18 protein-coding genes and 1 tRNA gene are annotated in these 17,647 nt (G+C 57.4%); all 19 read right to left on the bottom strand.

All coding sequences use genetic code 11. The annotated features are described in order from the left end of the window. Positions 1-15 precede the first annotated feature (15 nt). Complete coding sequence (gene recD, locus ACYVB2_RS11060; protein WP_382432884.1) at positions 16-2,076, bottom strand: exodeoxyribonuclease V subunit alpha; 2,061 nt, start codon at positions 2,074-2,076, stop codon at positions 16-18. 26 nt (positions 2,077-2,102) lie between these two features. Next, positions 2,103-5,801 (bottom strand): exodeoxyribonuclease V subunit beta, encoded by a 3,699-nt coding sequence (recB, locus tag ACYVB2_RS11055; RefSeq protein ID WP_382432882.1) that lies wholly within the window; start codon positions 5,799-5,801, stop codon positions 2,103-2,105. After that, positions 5,798-9,283: an exodeoxyribonuclease V subunit gamma gene (gene recC / locus ACYVB2_RS11050; RefSeq protein WP_382432880.1), complete on the bottom strand. Its 3,486-nt coding sequence runs from the start codon at positions 9,281-9,283 to the stop codon at positions 5,798-5,800. The genes recB and recC overlap by 4 nt, the downstream gene beginning before the upstream one ends. 124 nt (positions 9,284-9,407) lie before the next feature. Then, positions 9,408-9,484 (bottom strand) — tRNA-Met (locus tag ACYVB2_RS11045). 28 nt (positions 9,485-9,512) lie between these two features. Beyond that, positions 9,513-9,911: a 50S ribosomal protein L17 gene (gene rplQ / locus ACYVB2_RS11040; protein ID WP_382432878.1), complete on the bottom strand. Its 399-nt coding sequence runs from the start codon at positions 9,909-9,911 to the stop codon at positions 9,513-9,515. A 98-nt stretch (positions 9,912-10,009) separates the two neighbouring features. Beyond that, entirely contained in the window at positions 10,010-11,005 is a 996-nt protein-coding gene (locus tag ACYVB2_RS11035) for a DNA-directed RNA polymerase subunit alpha (RefSeq protein WP_382432876.1), read from the bottom strand. 110 nt (positions 11,006-11,115) lie between these two features. Next, positions 11,116-11,739, bottom strand: a complete 624-nt coding sequence (gene rpsD / locus ACYVB2_RS11030; protein ID WP_382432874.1) for a 30S ribosomal protein S4 — start codon at positions 11,737-11,739, stop codon at positions 11,116-11,118. A 94-nt stretch (positions 11,740-11,833) separates the two neighbouring features. Next, complete coding sequence (rpsK, locus tag ACYVB2_RS11025; protein WP_382432872.1) at positions 11,834-12,238, bottom strand: 30S ribosomal protein S11; 405 nt, start codon at positions 12,236-12,238, stop codon at positions 11,834-11,836. A gap of 18 nt (positions 12,239-12,256) precedes the next feature. Next, positions 12,257-12,622 carry a 30S ribosomal protein S13 gene (gene rpsM, locus ACYVB2_RS11020; protein ID WP_091457140.1) on the bottom strand — a complete coding sequence of 122 codons (366 nt, stop codon included), beginning with the start codon at positions 12,620-12,622 and terminating at the stop codon, positions 12,257-12,259. A 23-nt stretch (positions 12,623-12,645) separates the two neighbouring features. After that, on the bottom strand, positions 12,646-12,759 hold the full coding sequence (rpmJ, locus tag ACYVB2_RS11015) for a 50S ribosomal protein L36 (RefSeq protein WP_011793797.1): 114 nt from the start codon (positions 12,757-12,759) through the stop codon (positions 12,646-12,648). A 161-nt stretch (positions 12,760-12,920) separates the two neighbouring features. Continuing rightward, entirely contained in the window at positions 12,921-14,240 is a 1,320-nt protein-coding gene (gene secY / locus ACYVB2_RS11010; protein ID WP_382432868.1) for a preprotein translocase subunit SecY, read from the bottom strand. Between the two features lie 22 nt (positions 14,241-14,262). Beyond that, the gene (rplO, locus tag ACYVB2_RS11005) at positions 14,263-14,694 is read right to left on the bottom strand and encodes a 50S ribosomal protein L15 (RefSeq protein WP_382433075.1); all 432 of its coding nucleotides are present in this window, start codon (positions 14,692-14,694) and stop codon (positions 14,263-14,265) included. Between the two features lie 10 nt (positions 14,695-14,704). Then, complete coding sequence (rpmD, locus tag ACYVB2_RS11000; RefSeq protein WP_091457148.1) at positions 14,705-14,887, bottom strand: 50S ribosomal protein L30; 183 nt, start codon at positions 14,885-14,887, stop codon at positions 14,705-14,707. Between the two features lie 14 nt (positions 14,888-14,901). Continuing rightward, positions 14,902-15,420, bottom strand: a complete 519-nt coding sequence (gene rpsE / locus ACYVB2_RS10995) for a 30S ribosomal protein S5 (RefSeq protein WP_382432866.1) — start codon at positions 15,418-15,420, stop codon at positions 14,902-14,904. Between the two features lie 17 nt (positions 15,421-15,437). Further along, positions 15,438-15,803: a 50S ribosomal protein L18 gene (gene rplR / locus ACYVB2_RS10990; RefSeq protein WP_382432864.1), complete on the bottom strand. Its 366-nt coding sequence runs from the start codon at positions 15,801-15,803 to the stop codon at positions 15,438-15,440. 11 nt (positions 15,804-15,814) lie between these two features. After that, entirely contained in the window at positions 15,815-16,348 is a 534-nt protein-coding gene (gene rplF, locus ACYVB2_RS10985; protein ID WP_382432862.1) for a 50S ribosomal protein L6, read from the bottom strand. A gap of 25 nt (positions 16,349-16,373) precedes the next feature. Then, complete coding sequence (gene rpsH / locus ACYVB2_RS10980) at positions 16,374-16,769, bottom strand: 30S ribosomal protein S8 (protein ID WP_300077652.1); 396 nt, start codon at positions 16,767-16,769, stop codon at positions 16,374-16,376. Positions 16,770-16,789: 20 nt separating this feature from the next. Next, a complete protein-coding gene (rpsN, locus tag ACYVB2_RS10975) occupies positions 16,790-17,095 on the bottom strand; it encodes a 30S ribosomal protein S14 (protein ID WP_382432859.1) in 306 nt (101 codons plus the stop codon). Positions 17,096-17,103: 8 nt separating this feature from the next. Beyond that, complete coding sequence (gene rplE, locus ACYVB2_RS10970; protein WP_460536552.1) at positions 17,104-17,643, bottom strand: 50S ribosomal protein L5; 540 nt, start codon at positions 17,641-17,643, stop codon at positions 17,104-17,106. Positions 17,644-17,647 lie beyond the last annotated feature (4 nt).

The following is a 17,647-nucleotide window of genomic DNA, read 5'->3' as shown; positions in this document are numbered from 1 at the left end:
GGCAGCCACAGCACTTTAGGCAGCCCACCCGTGCTGCAACAAGTCTTGCAAGCCGCTGGCGCGTTGCGTGCGCTGCTGCATGGCGGCTGTCAACAGCCCCGGCTGGGCCGACACCAAGGTGAAGGCCAGACGAGCGCGGGTGATACCGGTATAAACCAACTCTCGGCTCAGCACCGGCCCCGCTTGCGGGGGCAAGACCAGCACCGTGTGCTCAAACTCCGAGCCTTGGCTTTTGTGAACAGTCATGGCAAAGGCCGTTTCCACATGGGCCAAACGGCTCACACCCACCGAGCGCAACTGGGGGCCATCAGCAAAATACACACGCAAGCTGCCTGCAGCCCGCCCAGTCTCCTGAATAGCGGGCAATGTGATACCAATATCACCGTTGAACACCCCCAACACAGGGTCGTTGCGTGTAACCATAACTGGACGGCCAAGATACCACTCGCCACGGGGATGCAACAGCCCTGCACGCTGCAAAGCCCGCTCTACGGCCCGGTTCAGACCGATGGCTCCCCAATCTCCTTCGCGTACAGCACACAACAAACGAAAGCGTTCGAACTCGGCCAGCACACGCCGCACCCAATCTTCCTGCTCAGGCACACTCCCTCCTACAGGGCGCTGCGCCAACTGTTCCAGATAACACCGATAACAGGCCAAAGCGCCTGGACGCCCCTGCACTGCCAACGGCAATATTGCACCCGCATCGCTGGCATCCAACCGCCACAGCACCTGCGCAGTACCGTGGGCTAATAAACGCCGTGCGGCGGCCACCTCACCCGTGTTTACGGCCAAAGCCAATTGACCAATCGGGCCAACAAAGCGGCGACTCTCGCGCAGCATCACCGTATGCTGCGCTAAAGGGGGCGCTGCGCTGCCCGATGGCACCAGATACTCCACGGGCAACGACTGCCCTGTAGCAGCCTGCGCATAATCCGCCGTCTCTGCGCTATAGCGCCCGGCTTGGGCGTCGCGGCACAAATCACCCAGCACGGCCCCTGCCTCCACCGAGGCCAGTTGGTCTTTGTCTCCCAGAAAAATCACACGTGCCGAAGCAGGCAAGGCCGCCAGCAAGGCCGCCATCATCTCCAGATGCACCATAGATGCCTCATCAACGATCAGCACATCCACATCCAACAAACGGCCCGCGTGGTACTGAAATTGGCGCGTATCGGGCCGCGCCCCCAGCAAGGCATGCAAAGTACGGGCTGGCCCCATGCGCTGGGTGAGCATAGGCAAATTGAGAGTAGCGCCCAAGCGTTCGTGCAACCCAGCCAAAGCCGCATCAATGGACTGTTTGAGTCGTGCAGCTGCCTTACCCGTTGGGGCAGCCAACGCCACCCGTAAACGCTCGGGGTGCTCATCCACTGCAAACAGCAGCGCCAGCAATCGGGCTGCGGTATAGGTTTTGCCTGTACCTGGCCCCCCCGTAATCACCGACAGCCGCCCCCGCAACGCCATGGCGCAAGCCAATTTTTGCCAACCGAAGGTGGCCTCGCCCACCGAAGTGGCCCCAAATAGACGATCTAGCCAGCCCCGCACCATAGCAGGCTCTACCGGCACAGGAACTGCCGTCCGTTCCGCAATCTGCTGCGCCACTGCCTGTTCATAAGTCCAATAACGGCGCAAATACAGTCGGGGCGCCTCCACTGCACCACTGAGCACCAGCGGCTGACCGGTATCTTGGCCTAGTCCAGCAGCGTCATACACCACGGGGCTGTTGAGCAAAGCGGCACGCCAGCCAGACAACGTGGAAGGCAAGACTGCCCAAAGCAGTTCCAGCGCACTCAGGGCATCGGCAGACCACCCCAGCACAGCCGCTGGACGTTGTAACAACGGTGCCAATGGCAGGCAGGTATGCCCCCGGCCTTCCAAGTGCGTGAGCAAGGCCGTAGCCACCAACAAGGCCGGTTCAGCTTGGGCGTCCAGATCGGCCACCCAAACGGCCAGGGCGCTGTCCAGACGGCGCAGCCAACCCACTTCGCTCCACTGGCGCAGGGTTTGCAGCGTGTCTGCCACAGTGGCAGGCACCAAGGCAGGGGCGGTATCTACAGGCAACTCAACAGAAAAGGACATGACAGGCTGCTCCAACGCCAGGGTACTCACACAGAAAGGGACGGCTCGCCCAGCAAAGCATCCAGTGCCTCTACCAAGGCCAGATTGGCCTCCACCATGACCACACCAGCCTGTGGCCCGTCAATACCACGCAAGAACAGGTACAAGCCCCCGCCCAAATGCTGCTCTGGCACATACTGCCCCCCCAACCGCTGACGCAGCAGGCGGTGCAATGCCAGCAGATACAGGGCGGCCTGCACGTCATAGCGGTGGGTGAGCATGGCACCATCGAGCGCCGCTGCATGGTAGAACGTTGCATCTGGGCCAAGGTAGTTGGATTTGTAATCGAGCACCCAATAGCGCCCTCCCTGTTCAAATACCAAATCGGCAAAACCCATCAACATGCCATGCAGAGTGCGCTCTGGCAATCGCGCACGCGCCTGCCCCACCAGCACATACTGCTGGCACAAAGCATCCACCTGCACAGCCGGCAACTGGCTCGTGGGCAACCAAAACTCCATCTCCGGCAAAGCGTGCTCCAATGCCTGCAACGACACGCCCACGCCCGGCAGCGGCGTGCTGACCACAGCACTGAGCCACTGCACTACGGCCTCTGCCTCCTCTGCATAACCCGCCCGCACGCAACGCTGGCGCAGACGATCAGCCAGTGCAGACTCTCCATCCAAGGCAAAACCTTCGCGCGCCAACCACTCCAATTGCTCATGCAAAAAGTTGCCCACGACTGGGCCACGCTTGAACTGGTGCCAAACGGGTGCATCACCCGCGGCCGGAACCAACACACGCACGGCCCCACCCTCTATTTCGGCGGTGGGCAGCGGTTGCTCATCATCTGCCGGGCGCGGCAACGGCACCACTGCCCCCAAGGGCACAAGACCAGCCGCACCACGCACCAATTGCGAAAAACTGCCCACATTCCAGCGCCGGTCAAAATGGGCCGTGTAAACCCCTTGCTCGTGCAACGGTGCCAAATTGGTGCGCACCATGAGCCTCGTACAAGGCACTGTGCCACGCACATCCCCACCAGCCACCGCATGCAAGGCTATACCGGCCTGCCCTTGCGCCAACGCCTCCAGTGGCGCACGCCAATCGGCAGCATCACGGGCCTGGTTACCTCCCAACAAAGTGCCTAACGCACTTTGGTGCGCTACGCATTGCTCGCTGTTGCGCGCCTTGGTGGTCGCAAATCCTAACCACAGCGCATGGCGCGCACGCGTCAGGGCCACATACAACAAGCGCATATCTTCGCGCAAACGTTCACGGTCAGCCTGTGCGATGGCGGTATCGCTCAGTGCCAAGTGCAAGGTACGCGCCCCTGTACTCTCGTCCGTCAGTTGCAGAAACGACGTACTGCGCCGCTCCACTGGACGAAAGCTATTGGCAAAAGGCAGGCACACCACCGGATATTCCAGTCCCTTGCTTTTGTGAATCGTCACCACCTTGACCAAATCGGCATCGCTCTCCAAACGCACAATCTGCTCATCGCTGCTACTGCGTTCAGCCTCCAGTTGCTGCCCCAGCCAACGAATCAATGCCTGCTCCCCATCCAATTCAGCACTGGCAGCCTGTAACAACTCGGCCAGATGCAAAAAGTTGGTCAGGCGGCGCTCGCCGCCTACCTCCGTCAGCCAACGGGCGGGCAAATCCAATTGGTGCAAAGTCTGGTGCAGCATGGTCAACACCCCTTGGGTTTGCCAAGTGGCTTGCAGGCCGCGCAGTTGCTCGGTGCGTTGGTCTAGCACCTCATCGTTGCTCGCCAGCTGCAGCAACTCTGCCAGCGACAGGCCAATAGTGCACGTAGCCAACCCTGCACGCAAACGACGCACATCCAACGGTGCCGATACCGCCTGCAACCAATGCAGCAAATCACGCGCTTCATTGCTGTCAAACACCGAATCCTTATCGGACAGATAGACCGAGGCAACACCCCGTCGGCCCAGCTCGCGGCGTACTGCTTCAGCCTCGGTGCCGGTGCGTACCAACACCGCAATATCGGCTGGCCGCAGCCGTTGCAAGGGCTGCCCCGGTATGGCAAAACCAGCCTGCGCATCATTGAGCCAAGTGACAATGCGCTCGGCACACAAAGCAGCAAACAAACGCCGATGTTGCTGTGCCTTACGCAACTCTAAGTCGTAGTGCAATGCCACTGCGGGCACCGTGCCTTGTGCGTCCTGAAACTGCTCCATACGCCCCTTGGCCTGCACTGGCACAAATGGCAATGGATTGTCTTGCGATACCGCCCGGCGAAACAAAAAAGCACCGGCCCCAGGGCGCTGCTCCGCCCAAGCAAACAGATGGTTAACGGTTGCCACCAAAGAGTCACTAGAGCGGTGGTTGGTGCCCAGCATGTAATGCCGCCCCTGCGTGGCTTGGCGTGCCGCCAGGTAACTATAAATATCAGCCCCCCGAAAGCCATAGATCGATTGTTTGGGGTCACCAATCAACAGCAGCGCAGAGCGGGGATCATTGTCTGCTGGACTGTAGATCTGCACAAACAATTGGTATTGCTGTGGCGAAGTATCCTGAAACTCATCCAACAACGCCACTGGATATTGCGCCACGATACGCTCGCGCAGGCGTTCACCATTGGCCCCTGCCAGAGCCTGATTCAGGCGTTGCAGCATGTCAGCAAAACCAAAACTGGCAGCCTGTTGCTTCAGCTGCGCCATCCGGGCTTGCACTTGGGCACTGGCGTGCAAGCGCATAGCCACGGCCACCGAAGGCAATGCCTCCAAAGCCGCCTTCAAGTCTGCCCACGCCTGAAAATACCCCGGTAACACCACAGATGGCGCGTCAGACTTGCGGGCCTCCCACAAGCCCTCAGGGCTGAGCCGGTGCCAGGCAGATGCTGTCAAATCCAACCCATCGCTGGCTGGACTCTGCGCCCAGGCGCTCACTGTGCCCAACCAGCCACTGTAGTGGCGCGTAGCCAACTTGCGTTTGTCCCAATCACAGGTTTTGGGCGCAGTCTGATCATCAAGCCATTGCTGCATGGCCTGCGCACGCTCAGCCCACCCCGCTTTGAGTGCCACCATCGCGCGGTGGCGCTCGGCCAAGGTGCGTTGTACACAATCAGCCAGCGTGCCTGCACCAACCCCGGCGGGCAAAATCTGTCCGCTCAGGCTGCGCATGTCTTGCACCAACGTCGCCACCTGGCCCCACACCTGCAAAACCGTGTCCAGCAACTCCCCCCGCAAGGGATAACAGTTCTGACGCCAGTAATCCTGAGCCGCAGCGGTTTGGATAGCACGCTCATCGGCGGCCAACTCTTCATCAAACGGGCAACCACTGTCAAAAGCGTGCTCACGCAACATGCGCTGGCACCAAGCATCAATGGTGTGTATGGCCGCATCGTCCATGCCCTCGGCGGCCACCGCCAAACGCCAAGCGGCACTGGTACGGTCTGGGCCTTCTGGGTAAGCAGCCAGCAACTCGGTCAGAAAATGGTCACCTTCGGCCACCGGTATTTCGTCCCGAAAACACCGTGCAGCCTCCAACAAACGGGAGCGGATACGGTCAGACAACTCCCGTGTGGCCGCACGGGTAAATGTCATGACCAAAATATCTGCAGGTCGCAAAGGCCGTACAAAGCTGTTCTCACCACCGTGGCCCAAGATCAAGCGCAAATACAAAGCCGCAATAGTCCAGGTTTTGCCAGTGCCTGCACTGGCCTCCATCAACCGACTGCCCCACAGCGGAAAATCAATAGGATGCAAAGCAATGCTCATGCTGCCACTCCTGCCATCTCAGAGCTGGCATGGCGCGTGATCTTCACGGTGCGCGACCAAGCCAGCAAAGGGGCACACAACTGCTGCGCCAATAAGGAAAAACGGCCATCAGCACTGAGCGCCTCAAAGTCTGGGAAACAACGCGCCAGACAAGGCTCGGCCACATCGCCATCACGCTGAAAATCACCATCGTAGGCCAGCGCAGGCTCCCCTCCCTCTGCATGCGCCAGTGCGGTATGCAGCGCCAGTGGCAATGGCTCCTGCATACCATCATGCCAAAGTTGCAGCAAACGCTGTAAGACTTCCTGGGCCTCCTGCGGCTGCACCGCAGGCAAATGCAAGGTCGCATCGCGGCCCACCAACAAGCCCTCCACAGGCACACCACTGGCTGCCGCAGCCAGACTGCGCACCCAGGGCTGCAACAATCTGTCGGTACGCACCTTAGGGTCACGTCCCGGTTGTAATAAACGCGATGGCGTCAGCTCCAGCCATACCACGCCCCCCTCTGCCCCTCGACGCAACGATTCGAGCCAATCCTCAAGCACCAGAGCAACAGCCAGCTCTGTTTGGGCAACACAACGCAGCGGCACCCGCTCGGCAGCTTGCGGGTATTGCGCTTGTGCCACTTGCCAAGCATGCAATAAAGGCAAAAGCGCCTCAGTCAGTTGGGCTTGCGTTCGGTCTGCAAAACCACCCAGAGGCAACTGCCCCGCAGCCCGCAAACGTTGTACATGCATCGTCACCAACCGACCAACCTCGTCAGGCGATGTGTCTGGTGCTGCCCCCCCTCCTAACTGCGGTGCCAGTGCCAGCAACACCTCCTCCATCAGGGTGCGCACCACGCCGTACTCTTGCAAACCATCCAAGCCAAAAGACTCCTCGTCGGCCAACTCTTCGTCCCAAGCATCCCACACCACCCCTAAGCGTTCGCGAAAAAACGTCTTCACGGGATGGCGTAAAAAAGCGGCCAACTTCATCACTGTCAATGGCACCTGCACATCGGGCACCCAAGCCCCAGTTGCCGCGGCAGGCACCACAGACTCTGGGGAGGCATGTGCAGCACGCCACTCTCGGGCATAAGTCCACAAATCTGGCTTTCCCTCAAAATAACGGCGACTGAAAGGCTGCAATGGATGTTCAGTCGTGCGCTGGGCCAAAGCCTCGTTGCCCCAGCCCGCTGCCAAATAGTCGCGCAACTGGGATACCAATACCGAGGGAGGCTGCTCACTGTGGTCGCGCACGCTACGCCCGCTCCAACTGATGTACAACATCCGCCGTGCCGACAACAACGCCTCCAACATCAACTGTCGGTCATCACTTTGGCGTGAACGATCTCCCGGACGGTGCTGACGAGGCAAAGCCATCAAATCGAAATCACTCCGAGGCACGCGGCGTGGATAGTCACCATCGTTCATGCCCAACAAACACACCACCTCAAAAGGCACCGCACGCATGGGCATCAGGGTACAAAAGGTCACACCCCCAGCCCTGAAACGCGCATTCAACGAGGGCTCCTGCAAAGTATCCAACCAAGCCTTGCGCACCACCGACAACGGAATCGATTCGGCAAACCCAGCTTGGACACAAGCATCCTGCCAACGCACCAAGGCATCTTCCAAGGCCGCCAACATATCGCGATCTGCATCGTCAACCGCCTGCACCATCTCTGCCAGTAAGATTCGCAAACGCTCAGCCCACTGTGCTGGAGTACCAGACACATGCGCTTGTTCTCGCCACCACTCCAGCCGGTGCAACAGACTGGCGAGTGCGCCTGCCAGTTCTGCCTCTAGCCCACCGATTTCTGGGTAAGGCTCCATACCGGCAAAACAGGTATTTCCATTGGCATAACCGAGCAACATACGCTGCAAACCAAACATGGCCGTGTTTTGTGCGCCACAAGCATCCAGCCCCAAATCAGCCCGCTGATCGGCATTCAAACCCCAACGAATACCAGCCCCGCTCATCCACTGTGTCAGGCGTGGCAAAGCATCCTCTGCCACGCCAAAACGGGCTGCCACCGCCGGAATATCCAACAGATCGCGCAACTCGCTCAGTCGGCAACGTTGCTGCGGCAGCCGCAACAACCACTCCAGCGCCGTGACCAACGAACTCTTGGCCCGCGCACTCAAGTCGGTAATATCAAAAGGGATGTAGCGTGCATCATGGCGCCCATACTGACCAAACACCGCCCGAATGGCAGGTGCCATCGTGTCAATATTGGGCACCATCACCACCACATCACGAGGCTGCAAAGCAGCTTGTTCTCCAGAAGACTGGGCTAACAAGCGCAACAACTGATCGTGCAAAACCTCCACTTCCCGCAGCGCACTGTGGGCCACATGAAACACAATCGACCGATCTGTAGGCAACAGCGTGCTGGCTGGATGCTCTATCAATGGAACCAAATCCCGAATGCGGTGCTGCACTTGGGTCAGCCAAGGGGTTTCGGGGGTGTCATCCTCCTCATCAAACAGATCCACACGCGGCAAAGAAAATCGTTGCTGCGCTTGCTGGGCATCATCAAACTCATCCAACTGGCGAACAAAATCACGTCCTTGGCGACCCCAAGCGGCCAACAATGGATGGGCATGGGCGTGCATCTGCTCCAGTGGCAAGGCCGCCAGGTCACAACCACTGCGCAAAGGTTGGCGTCGGCGCTCCATACGCAGCAACTCGCGTCCATCAATAATGTCTGCCCAATGGAAGCGACAGGGATTGGGAATCGCCAACAACACCTGGCTGTATTCAGCCAACGCTGCCAACACCTGTAACACCGACAGTGGCACATGGGTCATGCCAAACAGCACCACGCGCCGCGCTACAGGCTGTGCCAGCACGCCTGCGCGGTGCAACACCTGCAAAGCCCGCTGATGAATATGGGGACGAATCGCACTGCGCTCACGTTCACCCAGAGTGTCCAACACGGCACGCCACAACAGCGGCTGCCAATATTGGTCTGGTGGCAGCGCCACGTCTGGCCGCCCCGGAGCTGCCAATACATCACGGCCCGCACTCCAATCAGCCAACCAATCAGGACGATAGACCTGATACTGATCAAACAAATCGGCCAATCGACTGGCCAATGACAACAAACGATCCGGCTCCCCCGACTGCAGAAAACGGGCCACCGGCTGAAAATCAGGCACATCCAACAGCGCAGGCAAATGGCGCATCAAACGCCAAGTCAGTGGCGTTTTGTCCATTGGCGATTGGGCCGGCACCTGCGCCCAACCCAACACTTGGCGATACGTGCGCCACAAAAAGCGTGATGGCAACTCCACACGCGCCGCAGCACATACACCATCACCACGGGCCTGCAACATCTTGAACCACTCGGCCATGCCATTGCTCTGCACCAGCACCACCTCCTCTTCCAGCGGTGCCAGAGGATGCTGACGCAACCAAGCAAACACCGTGGCTGCCAAAGTTTCGGCACGGTTGCCATGTAAAGCGATCAAGCCAGGCTGAATGTGGGTGCTCAAGGTGGTCTCCTGCGGGAGCTACACCATAGCGCAAAATAGGTTGGCGGCTTTGAACACCTTGAATGTGGTAGCCGGGATTTTTGAGGCAAAAAAAAGCCCACTTTAAAGTGGGCTTTTCAGTATTTGGTTGCGCGAGAAGGATTTGAACCTCCGACCTTTGGGTTATGAGCCCAACGAGCTACCAGACTGCTCCATCGCGCGGTATTGATTATAAGCTGATTTTTACGACTTATGCGGCTTCAGCAGCATTATTTTGTTCGGCAGCTACTTCTGTACGCTCCACCAGCTCAACAAAAGCCATAGGCGCGTTGTCACCCACGCGGAAACCCATCTTCAAAATACGGGTGTAACCACCGGGACGGGTGTTGAAACGAGGGCCGAGCACATTGAACAGCTTGGTCACGCTGTCACGGTCACGCAGACGGTCAAAAGCCAAACGGCGGTTGGCCACGGTGTCTACCTTGGCCAAAGTGATCATGGGTTCTACCACGCGGCGCAGCTCTTTGGCCTTGGGCACGGTGGTCTTGATGGCTTCGTGCTCGATGAGCGAATTCATCATGTTGCGCAGCATCGCGAGGCGGTGCGAAGAGGTGCGGTTGAGTTTGCGAAGGCCGTGTCCGTGGCGCATGGTGCTTTTCCTTATTGATACAAATTAAATCGGGCAGCCGTATCAGGTACTGCCCGAGGCACTGCCCCAGCGTAGGGGCACAAGATTATAGCGACAGCTTAACGCTTGTCCAAACCGGCCGGAGGCCAGTTTTCCAGCTTCATGCCCAAAGTCAGGCCACGCGAAGCCAGCACTTCCTTGATCTCGTTGAGCGATTTGCGGCCCAAATTGGGCGTTTTGAGCAATTCGTTCTCGGTACGTTGAATCAGGTCGCCAATGTAGTAGATGTTCTCAGCCTTGAGGCAGTTGGCCGAACGCACGGTGAGTTCAAGCTCATCGACCGGACGCAACAGAATCGGATCGAAGCTGGCACTGCTGCGCGCACCACCAGAGACTTCGCCCAGACCAGGCAGCTCGCCACCGTCGAGTTGGGCAAACACCGCCAATTGCTCCACCAAGATACGAGCCGACTTGCGCACTGCATCTTCGGCCGTGATAGCGCCATTGGTTTCAATCTCAACCACCAGCTTATCCAGATCCGTGCGCTGTTCTACACGGGCGCTTTCGACGGTGTAGCTCACGCGCTTGACTGGAGAGAACGAGGCATCCAGCACAATGCGGCCAATGGTCTTGGTAGGCTCATCGGCATAGCGGCGCATAGTACCGGGCACATAGCCACGGCCTTTCTCTACCTTGATCTGCATGTCCAGCTTACCGCCTTGCGACAGGTGGGCAATGACATGGTCAGGGTTGATGATTTCCACGTCATGCGGCGTCTGAATGTCACGCGCCGTCACCACGCCTTCACCATCCTTGCGCAGACTCAGGGTCACTTCATCGCGGTTGTGGAGCATAAAGACCACGCCCTTGAGGTTCAGCAAGATGTTGACCACATCCTCTTGAACACCATCAATCGACGAGTACTCGTGCAGCACCCCTGCAATGGTCACTTCTGTCGCTGCATAACCCACCATCGACGAGAGCAGAACACGGCGCAGGGCGTTGCCCAGGGTGTGACCATAGCCACGCTCGAACGGCTCCAGCACTACCTTGGCACGGTTGTGCCCCAGTTGCTCGACATTGATCGCCTTGGGTTTCAGCAAATTGGTTTGCATGCAGACTTCCTCTCAATACCCCCAGCTCGTTACACCGGTAAGGCTGGTGAAGCGCCTAAACCGCGATGCCTCGCGGTTCAGGTACGGTTTTCAACTATGTCGCGGGGCGATTAACGCGAATACAACTCAACGATCAGGGATTCGTTGATGTCAGCACCGAATTCATCGCGGTCAGGAACCTTCTTGAACACGCCCTCGGCCTTGTCCAAACTCACTTCTACCCAAGCAGGGAAACCCACTTGCTGGGCCAGTTGCAAGGCTTCAACAATGCGATTTTGCTTCTTCGACTTTTCACGCACTGCCACTACATCACCAGCCTTGACCAGATAGGAAGGGATGTTGACCGACTGACCATTGACCGTGATAGCCTTGTGCGACACCAACTGGCGAGCTTCAGCGCGGGTGGAGCCGAAACCCATGCGGTAAACCACATTGTCCAGACGGGATTCCAACAGACCCAACAGGTTGGCACCTGTGTTGCCCTTGCGGCTGTCAGCAGCTTCAAAGTAGCGGCGGAATTGCTTTTCCATCACGCCGTACATGCGCTTGACTTTTTGCTTTTCGCGCAGTTGCAGACCGAAGTCAGAAGTACGGGCACCCGAGGTGCGGCCGTGCTGACCGGGCTTGGAATCGAACTTGGCCTTGTCCGCGATGGAGCGACGGGCGCTCTTCAGGAACAGGTCGGTGCCTTCACGGCGGGAGAGTTTGGCTTTGGGGCCGAGGTAACGTGCCACGAGAACTTCCTTTTATGTCATCTACCGCAAATCAATTGCGGGAGCCGCCTGAAACGCTGCAATGCAGCGCAGGCGGCAGTGGGCTTGCAATAAATTAGATACGACGACGCTTTTGTGGGCGGCAGCCGTTGTGCGGCACTGGCGTCACGTCCGAGATAGACGTGATACGGATGCCCAGGGCGCCCAGAGCGCGCACCGAAGACTCACGACCAGGGCCGGGGCCTTTGATCTCGACGTCCAGGTTTTTGATACCTTGTTCGATAGCAGCGCGACCAGCCATTTCCGAAGCAACCTGAGCTGCAAAGGGAGTCGACTTACGCGAGCCCTTGAAGCCTTGACCACCGGAGGAAGCCCAAGACAGGGCGTTACCTTGGCGATCAGTGATCGTGATGATGGTGTTGTTGAACGACGCGTGCACGTGGGCGATGCCGTCCGAAACGTTCTTACGAACCTTTTTACGAACACGCTGGGCTGCGTTGTTGGCAGGAGATTTAGCCATATTGATCTTTCAATCTCTTTATTTCTTCAGTGCAGCAGCGCCCTTGCGCGGACCCTTGCGGGTACGGGCATTGGTACGTGTGCGCTGACCACGCATCGGCAGACCGCGACGGTGGCGGAATCCCCGATAGCAACCGATGTCCATCAGACGCTTGATGTTCATCGTCGTTTCACGGCGCAGATCACCTTCGATGGTGAACTGTGCGATCTGGTCGCGAATCTTTTCAAGGTCGCCGTCCGTCAGATCTTTGATCTTCTTGGAGTAGGCGATGTCGCAGGCTTCGCAAATCTTGCGTGCGCGTGTGCGACCAATGCCATAAATGGCGGTCAGGCCAATTTCAGCATGCTGATGTGGCGGAATATTGATACCAGCGATACGTGCCATATGCGTCCTCTATACTTTTCTCATCAACCCTGACGCTGCTTGTGACGCATGTCAGTGCAAATCACACGCACCACACCCTTGCGGCGGATGATTTTGCAATTACGGCAGATTTTCTTGACCGAAGCAGAAACTCTCATTTCATTCTCCTAAAACTTTTCGCGCTTCCAAACCAGCTTGGTACGAAACACAAGGTAGTTCCGCAATTTGTTGCGGTTTCTTGATCGACATTAACATCGAACCTTGCCGCATCCAGTGCGGCTGGTTGCTTTGTGTCTGTGCGCCAGTGCTCACCTATCACTCAAATACCTGAACCTGCTTTGAAGTTGGCCTTTTTCAGCAGCGATTCGTATTGTTGAGACATCAGGTAGTTCTGTACTTGGGCCATGAAGTCCATAGTCACTACCACAATGATCAACAACGACGTACCACCAAAGTAGAAAGGAACGTTGTACTTCAGGATCAGAAACTCAGGCAACAAGCAAACAAAGGTGATGTAAGCCGCACCAATCAGTGTCAGACGCAGCAGAATCTTGTCGATGTAACGTGCTGTTTGTTCACCAGGCCGAATACCAGGAATAAATGCGCCGCTTTTCTTGAGGTTGTCTGCTGTTTCGCGACTGTTGAATACCAGTGCCGTATAGAAGAAGCAGAAAAACACAATGGCTGTGGCATAGAACATCACATAGATGGGCTGACCAGGAGTCAACGTTCCAGCAATATCCTTGAGCCAGCGCATGGACTCACCTGCACTGAACCAGTTCACAATCGTTGCTGGCAGCAAGATGATGGAAGAAGCAAAGATGGGAGGAATGACACCCGCCATATTCAGCTTCAGGGGCAAGTGCGAAGACTGACCACCATACACCTTGTTGCCCACCTGACGCCGAGCATAATTCACCAGAATCTTGCGCTGCCCACGCTCCACAAACACCACGAAGTAGGTGACAAACGCCACCAACAACACAATGATGATGGCAGCGATGATGCTCATGGCACCAGTACGCACCAACTCTAGCAAACCACCAATCGAGCTGGGCAAGCCTGCAGCAATACCCGCAAAGATCAGGATGGAGATGCCATTACCCAGACCACGCTCGGTGATTTGCTCACCCAGCCACATCAGAAACATGGTACCAGCGGTCAAACTGACCACAGCCGTCATGCGGAAGCCAAAACCGGGGGACAAAACCAAACCAGCCGAGCTTTCCAATGCAACTGCAATACCCAGCGACTGAAAAATGGCCAAACCCAAAGTTCCATACCGAGTGTATTGCGTGATCTTGCGGCGACCTGCCTCGCCCTCTTTCTTCATTTGTTCGAAAGCGGGCACAGCATAAGTCATCAGCTGCATGATGATCGATGCCGAGATGTACGGCATGATTCCCAGTGCAAACACCGTGAAGCGGGACAGGGCACCACCCGAGAACATGTTAAACAGGTTCAGGATGCCGCCCTGCTGGCTACTGAACAGCTGCTGCAGCTGGGCTGGATCAATACCAGGAACAGGAATATGTGCCCCGATCCGGTACACCACCAACGCCAACAAGAGAAAAACCAGTCGACGACGTAAATCGCCGAATTTTCCGGTTTTTGCCACGGAAGCAGTGCTAGTAGCCACAGCTTTTTCCTTCAGGAAGGCGTCAGGCTACGCTGCCGCCAGCAGCTTCAATAGCTGCCTTGGCACCAGCAGTCGCAGCGATACCGCTGAGTTTGACTGCTGTTTCAATGGCACCGCTCTTGATGACCTTCACGGTACGGGTCAGATCATTGATCAAACCCGCTTGCTTGAGTGCCAGCTGATCGACTTCTGCCAGACCCAAACGGGCCACGTCAGTCAGTGTGACTTCGGCATTGAAGCGCAATGTCAGCGACTTGAAACCACGCTTAGGCAGACGGCGCTGCAAAGGCATTTGACCGCCTTCAAAGCCCACTTTGTGGTAGCCACCCGAACGCGACTTTTGACCTTTGTGACCACGGCCTGCGGTTTTGCCCAGACCAGAGCCGATACCACGACCCACACGGCGCTTGGCGTGCTTGGCACCGTCTGCGGGTTTGATGCTATTGAGTTCCATCATCAACCTTTCAGACGATTTTGACCAGATAACTGATCTTGTTGATCATGCCGCGCACTTCGGGAGTGTCTTGCAATTCGCTGACACTGTTGAGTTTGCGCAGGCCCAGACCACGCACGGTGGCGCGGTGGGATTCTTTCGTGCCAATCGGGCTGCGAACCAGCTGGATTTTCACGGTTTGTTGTGTAGACATCGTCAAAGCTCCTGTCAGGCGAAGAGGTCTTCGACCGACTTGCCGCGCTTGGCCGCCACATCACCGGGGGTGGTGGAGTTGGTGAGCGCATCAAAAGTGGCACGAACCATGTTGTAAGGATTGGACGAACCGTGGCTCTTGGCCACGATGTCGGTCATACCCATCACTTCAAACACAGCGCGCATAGGGCCGCCAGCGATGATACCGGTACCCTTGGGGGCCGGTGCCATCATCACGGAAGCAGCACCGTGGTGACCTGTCACTTGGTGGTGAATAGTACCGTTCTTCAACGACACCTTGACCATGTTGCGACGGGCTTCTTCCATGGCCTTCTGCACTGCAGCTGGCACTTCTTTGGATTTACCCTTGCCCATGCCGACGCGGCCTTCGCCATCACCCACCACAGTCAGTGCAGCAAAGCCGAGGATACGACCGCCCTTGACCACTTTGGTGACGCGGTTGACCGCGATCATCTTCTCGCGCAGTCCGTCGTCGCGGCCTTCGTCTTGCACTCGGGGTTGAAATTTAGCCATTTTGTATTCCGTTCCGCTTAGAACTGCAGACCTGCTTCACGGGCTGCGTCGGCCAGGGCCTTGACGCGACCGTGGTAGGCAAACCCTGCGCGATCAAATGCAACTTTTTCGACGCCTGCGGCCTTGGCCTTTTCAGCAATACGCTTGCCGATGACTTGAGCTGCAGTGGCATTGCCACCCTTGCCAGAGCCGCCCAGTGCGCTGCGCACTTCGGCTTCGGCAGTGGAAGCACTGGCCAGCACTTGGGTGCCGTCGCCAGAAACCACGGTGGCGTAAATATGGAGGTTCGTACGGTTCACCGACAGACGGGCAATGCCTTGCTGTGCAATGCGAATGCGGGTCTGACGGGCACGACGAAGACGCTGCTCTTTCTTGGTCAACATATTGCAGCTCCTTATTTCTTCTTGGTCTCTTTGATCGTGACGGTTTCGTCCGCATAACGGATGCCCTTGCCCTTGTAAGGCTCGGGTGGACGAACAGCACGGATCTCAGCAGCAATTTGACCCACGCGCTGACGATCGGCACCCTTGATCAGGATTTCGGTCGCGGTAGGCGTAGCCACTGTGATGCCTTCTGGCATATCAAAATTGACAGGGTGAGAATAACCCACCGCCAAGTTCAGCTTGTTGCCGCTGGCTTGGGCTTTGTAACCCACACCAATCAAAGTCAGCTTCTTTTCGAAGCCCTTGCTAACACCGATCACCATGTTGTTCACCAACTGGCGGAAGGTGCCGCTCATGGCATCGGCTTCACGGGATGGGTTGATGGGCTCAAACGAGAGCTTGCCATCGGCATTGGTGACCTTGACCAGAACATTCTGGGTCAGGGCCAAGGTACCGCCAGCGCCCTTGACGCTGATCTGGTCGTCTTTGATCGACACATCCACGCCTGCGGGGATGACGACCGGCGATTTTGCTACACGGGACATTTCAGTTTCTCCTCAATGTCACGGCTTAAGCCACGTAGCAAAGCACTTCACCACCGACACCGGTAGCACGCGCCTTGCGGTCGGTCATCACGCCCTTGGGGGTGGTGACAATGGCCACGCCGAGGCCATTCATGACCTGGGGGATGGCATCGCGGCCCTTGTACACGCGCAGGCCGGGGCGGCTCACACGCTCGATACGCTCGATGACCGGACGGCCAGCGTAGTACTTGAGGGCGATTTGGAGTTCGGATTTGCCGGCTTCGGTCTTGACCTCGAAACCGTCAATGTAGCCCTCGTCCTTCAGCACTTGGGTGATGGCGATCTTCACTTTGGAAGAAGGCACGCTCACGGTGGCTTTGGAAACCATTTGGGCATTGCGGATGCGGGTCAGCAAGTCAGCGATGGGATCACTCATGCTCATGTTGTATCTCTCCTGCCTGCTTACCAGCTGGCCTTGGTGACACCGGGGATGTCGCCTGCAAAAGCCAGTTCGCGGATCTTGGCACGGGCCAAGCCGAATTGACGGAAAGTACCACGGGGGCGACCGGTGATTTCGCAACGGTTACGCTGGCGCGTGGGGTTGGCGTTGCGTGGGAGCTTTTGCAGACCCAAACGGGCTGCATCACGCTCTTCATCGCTGCGCTTGGCGTCAGAGGCGATGGCCTTGAGTTCGGCGTATTTGGTGGCGTACTTGGCCACCAGTTTTTCGCGCTTGAGTTCGCGCTGGATCAAAGCTTGTTTTGCCATACGCCGCCTCAGTTCTTGAAGGGGAAACGGAAACCGGTCAGCAGTGCTTTGCACTCTTCGTCGGTTTTGGCCGTTGTGGTGATGCTGATATTGAGACCGCGCAGGGCATCGACCTTGTCGTACTCAATTTCAGGGAAGATGATTTGTTCTTTGACGCCGATGTTGTAGTTGCCACGGCCATCGAACGCACGACCGGAGATACCCCGGAAGTCACGCACGCGGGGCAGTGCCACGGTCACAAAGCGGTCCAAGAATTCGTACATCTGCACGCCACGCAGGGTGACCATGCAACCGATGGCCTGGCCTTCGCGGATCTTGAAACCGGCGATAGCTTTTTTGGCCTTGGTGACGACAGGCTTTTGGCCAGCAATCTTGGTCAGATCAGCCACGGCGTTGTCCATGACTTTCTTGTCAGCGACGGCCTCGCTCACACCCATGTTGAGCGTGATCTTGGTCAGACGCGGCACCTGCATAGGCGAGGTGTAGCCGAACTGCTTCATCGGTTCGGGAGCGAGCTTTTCGCGGTAGATTTTTTGGAGTCGTGCCATGTTT

Source organism: Giesbergeria giesbergeri, assembly GCF_054779375.1.
The sequence above is the reverse complement of the archived record's forward strand: the minus strand, read 5'-3'. Positions and strand labels throughout refer to the sequence as shown.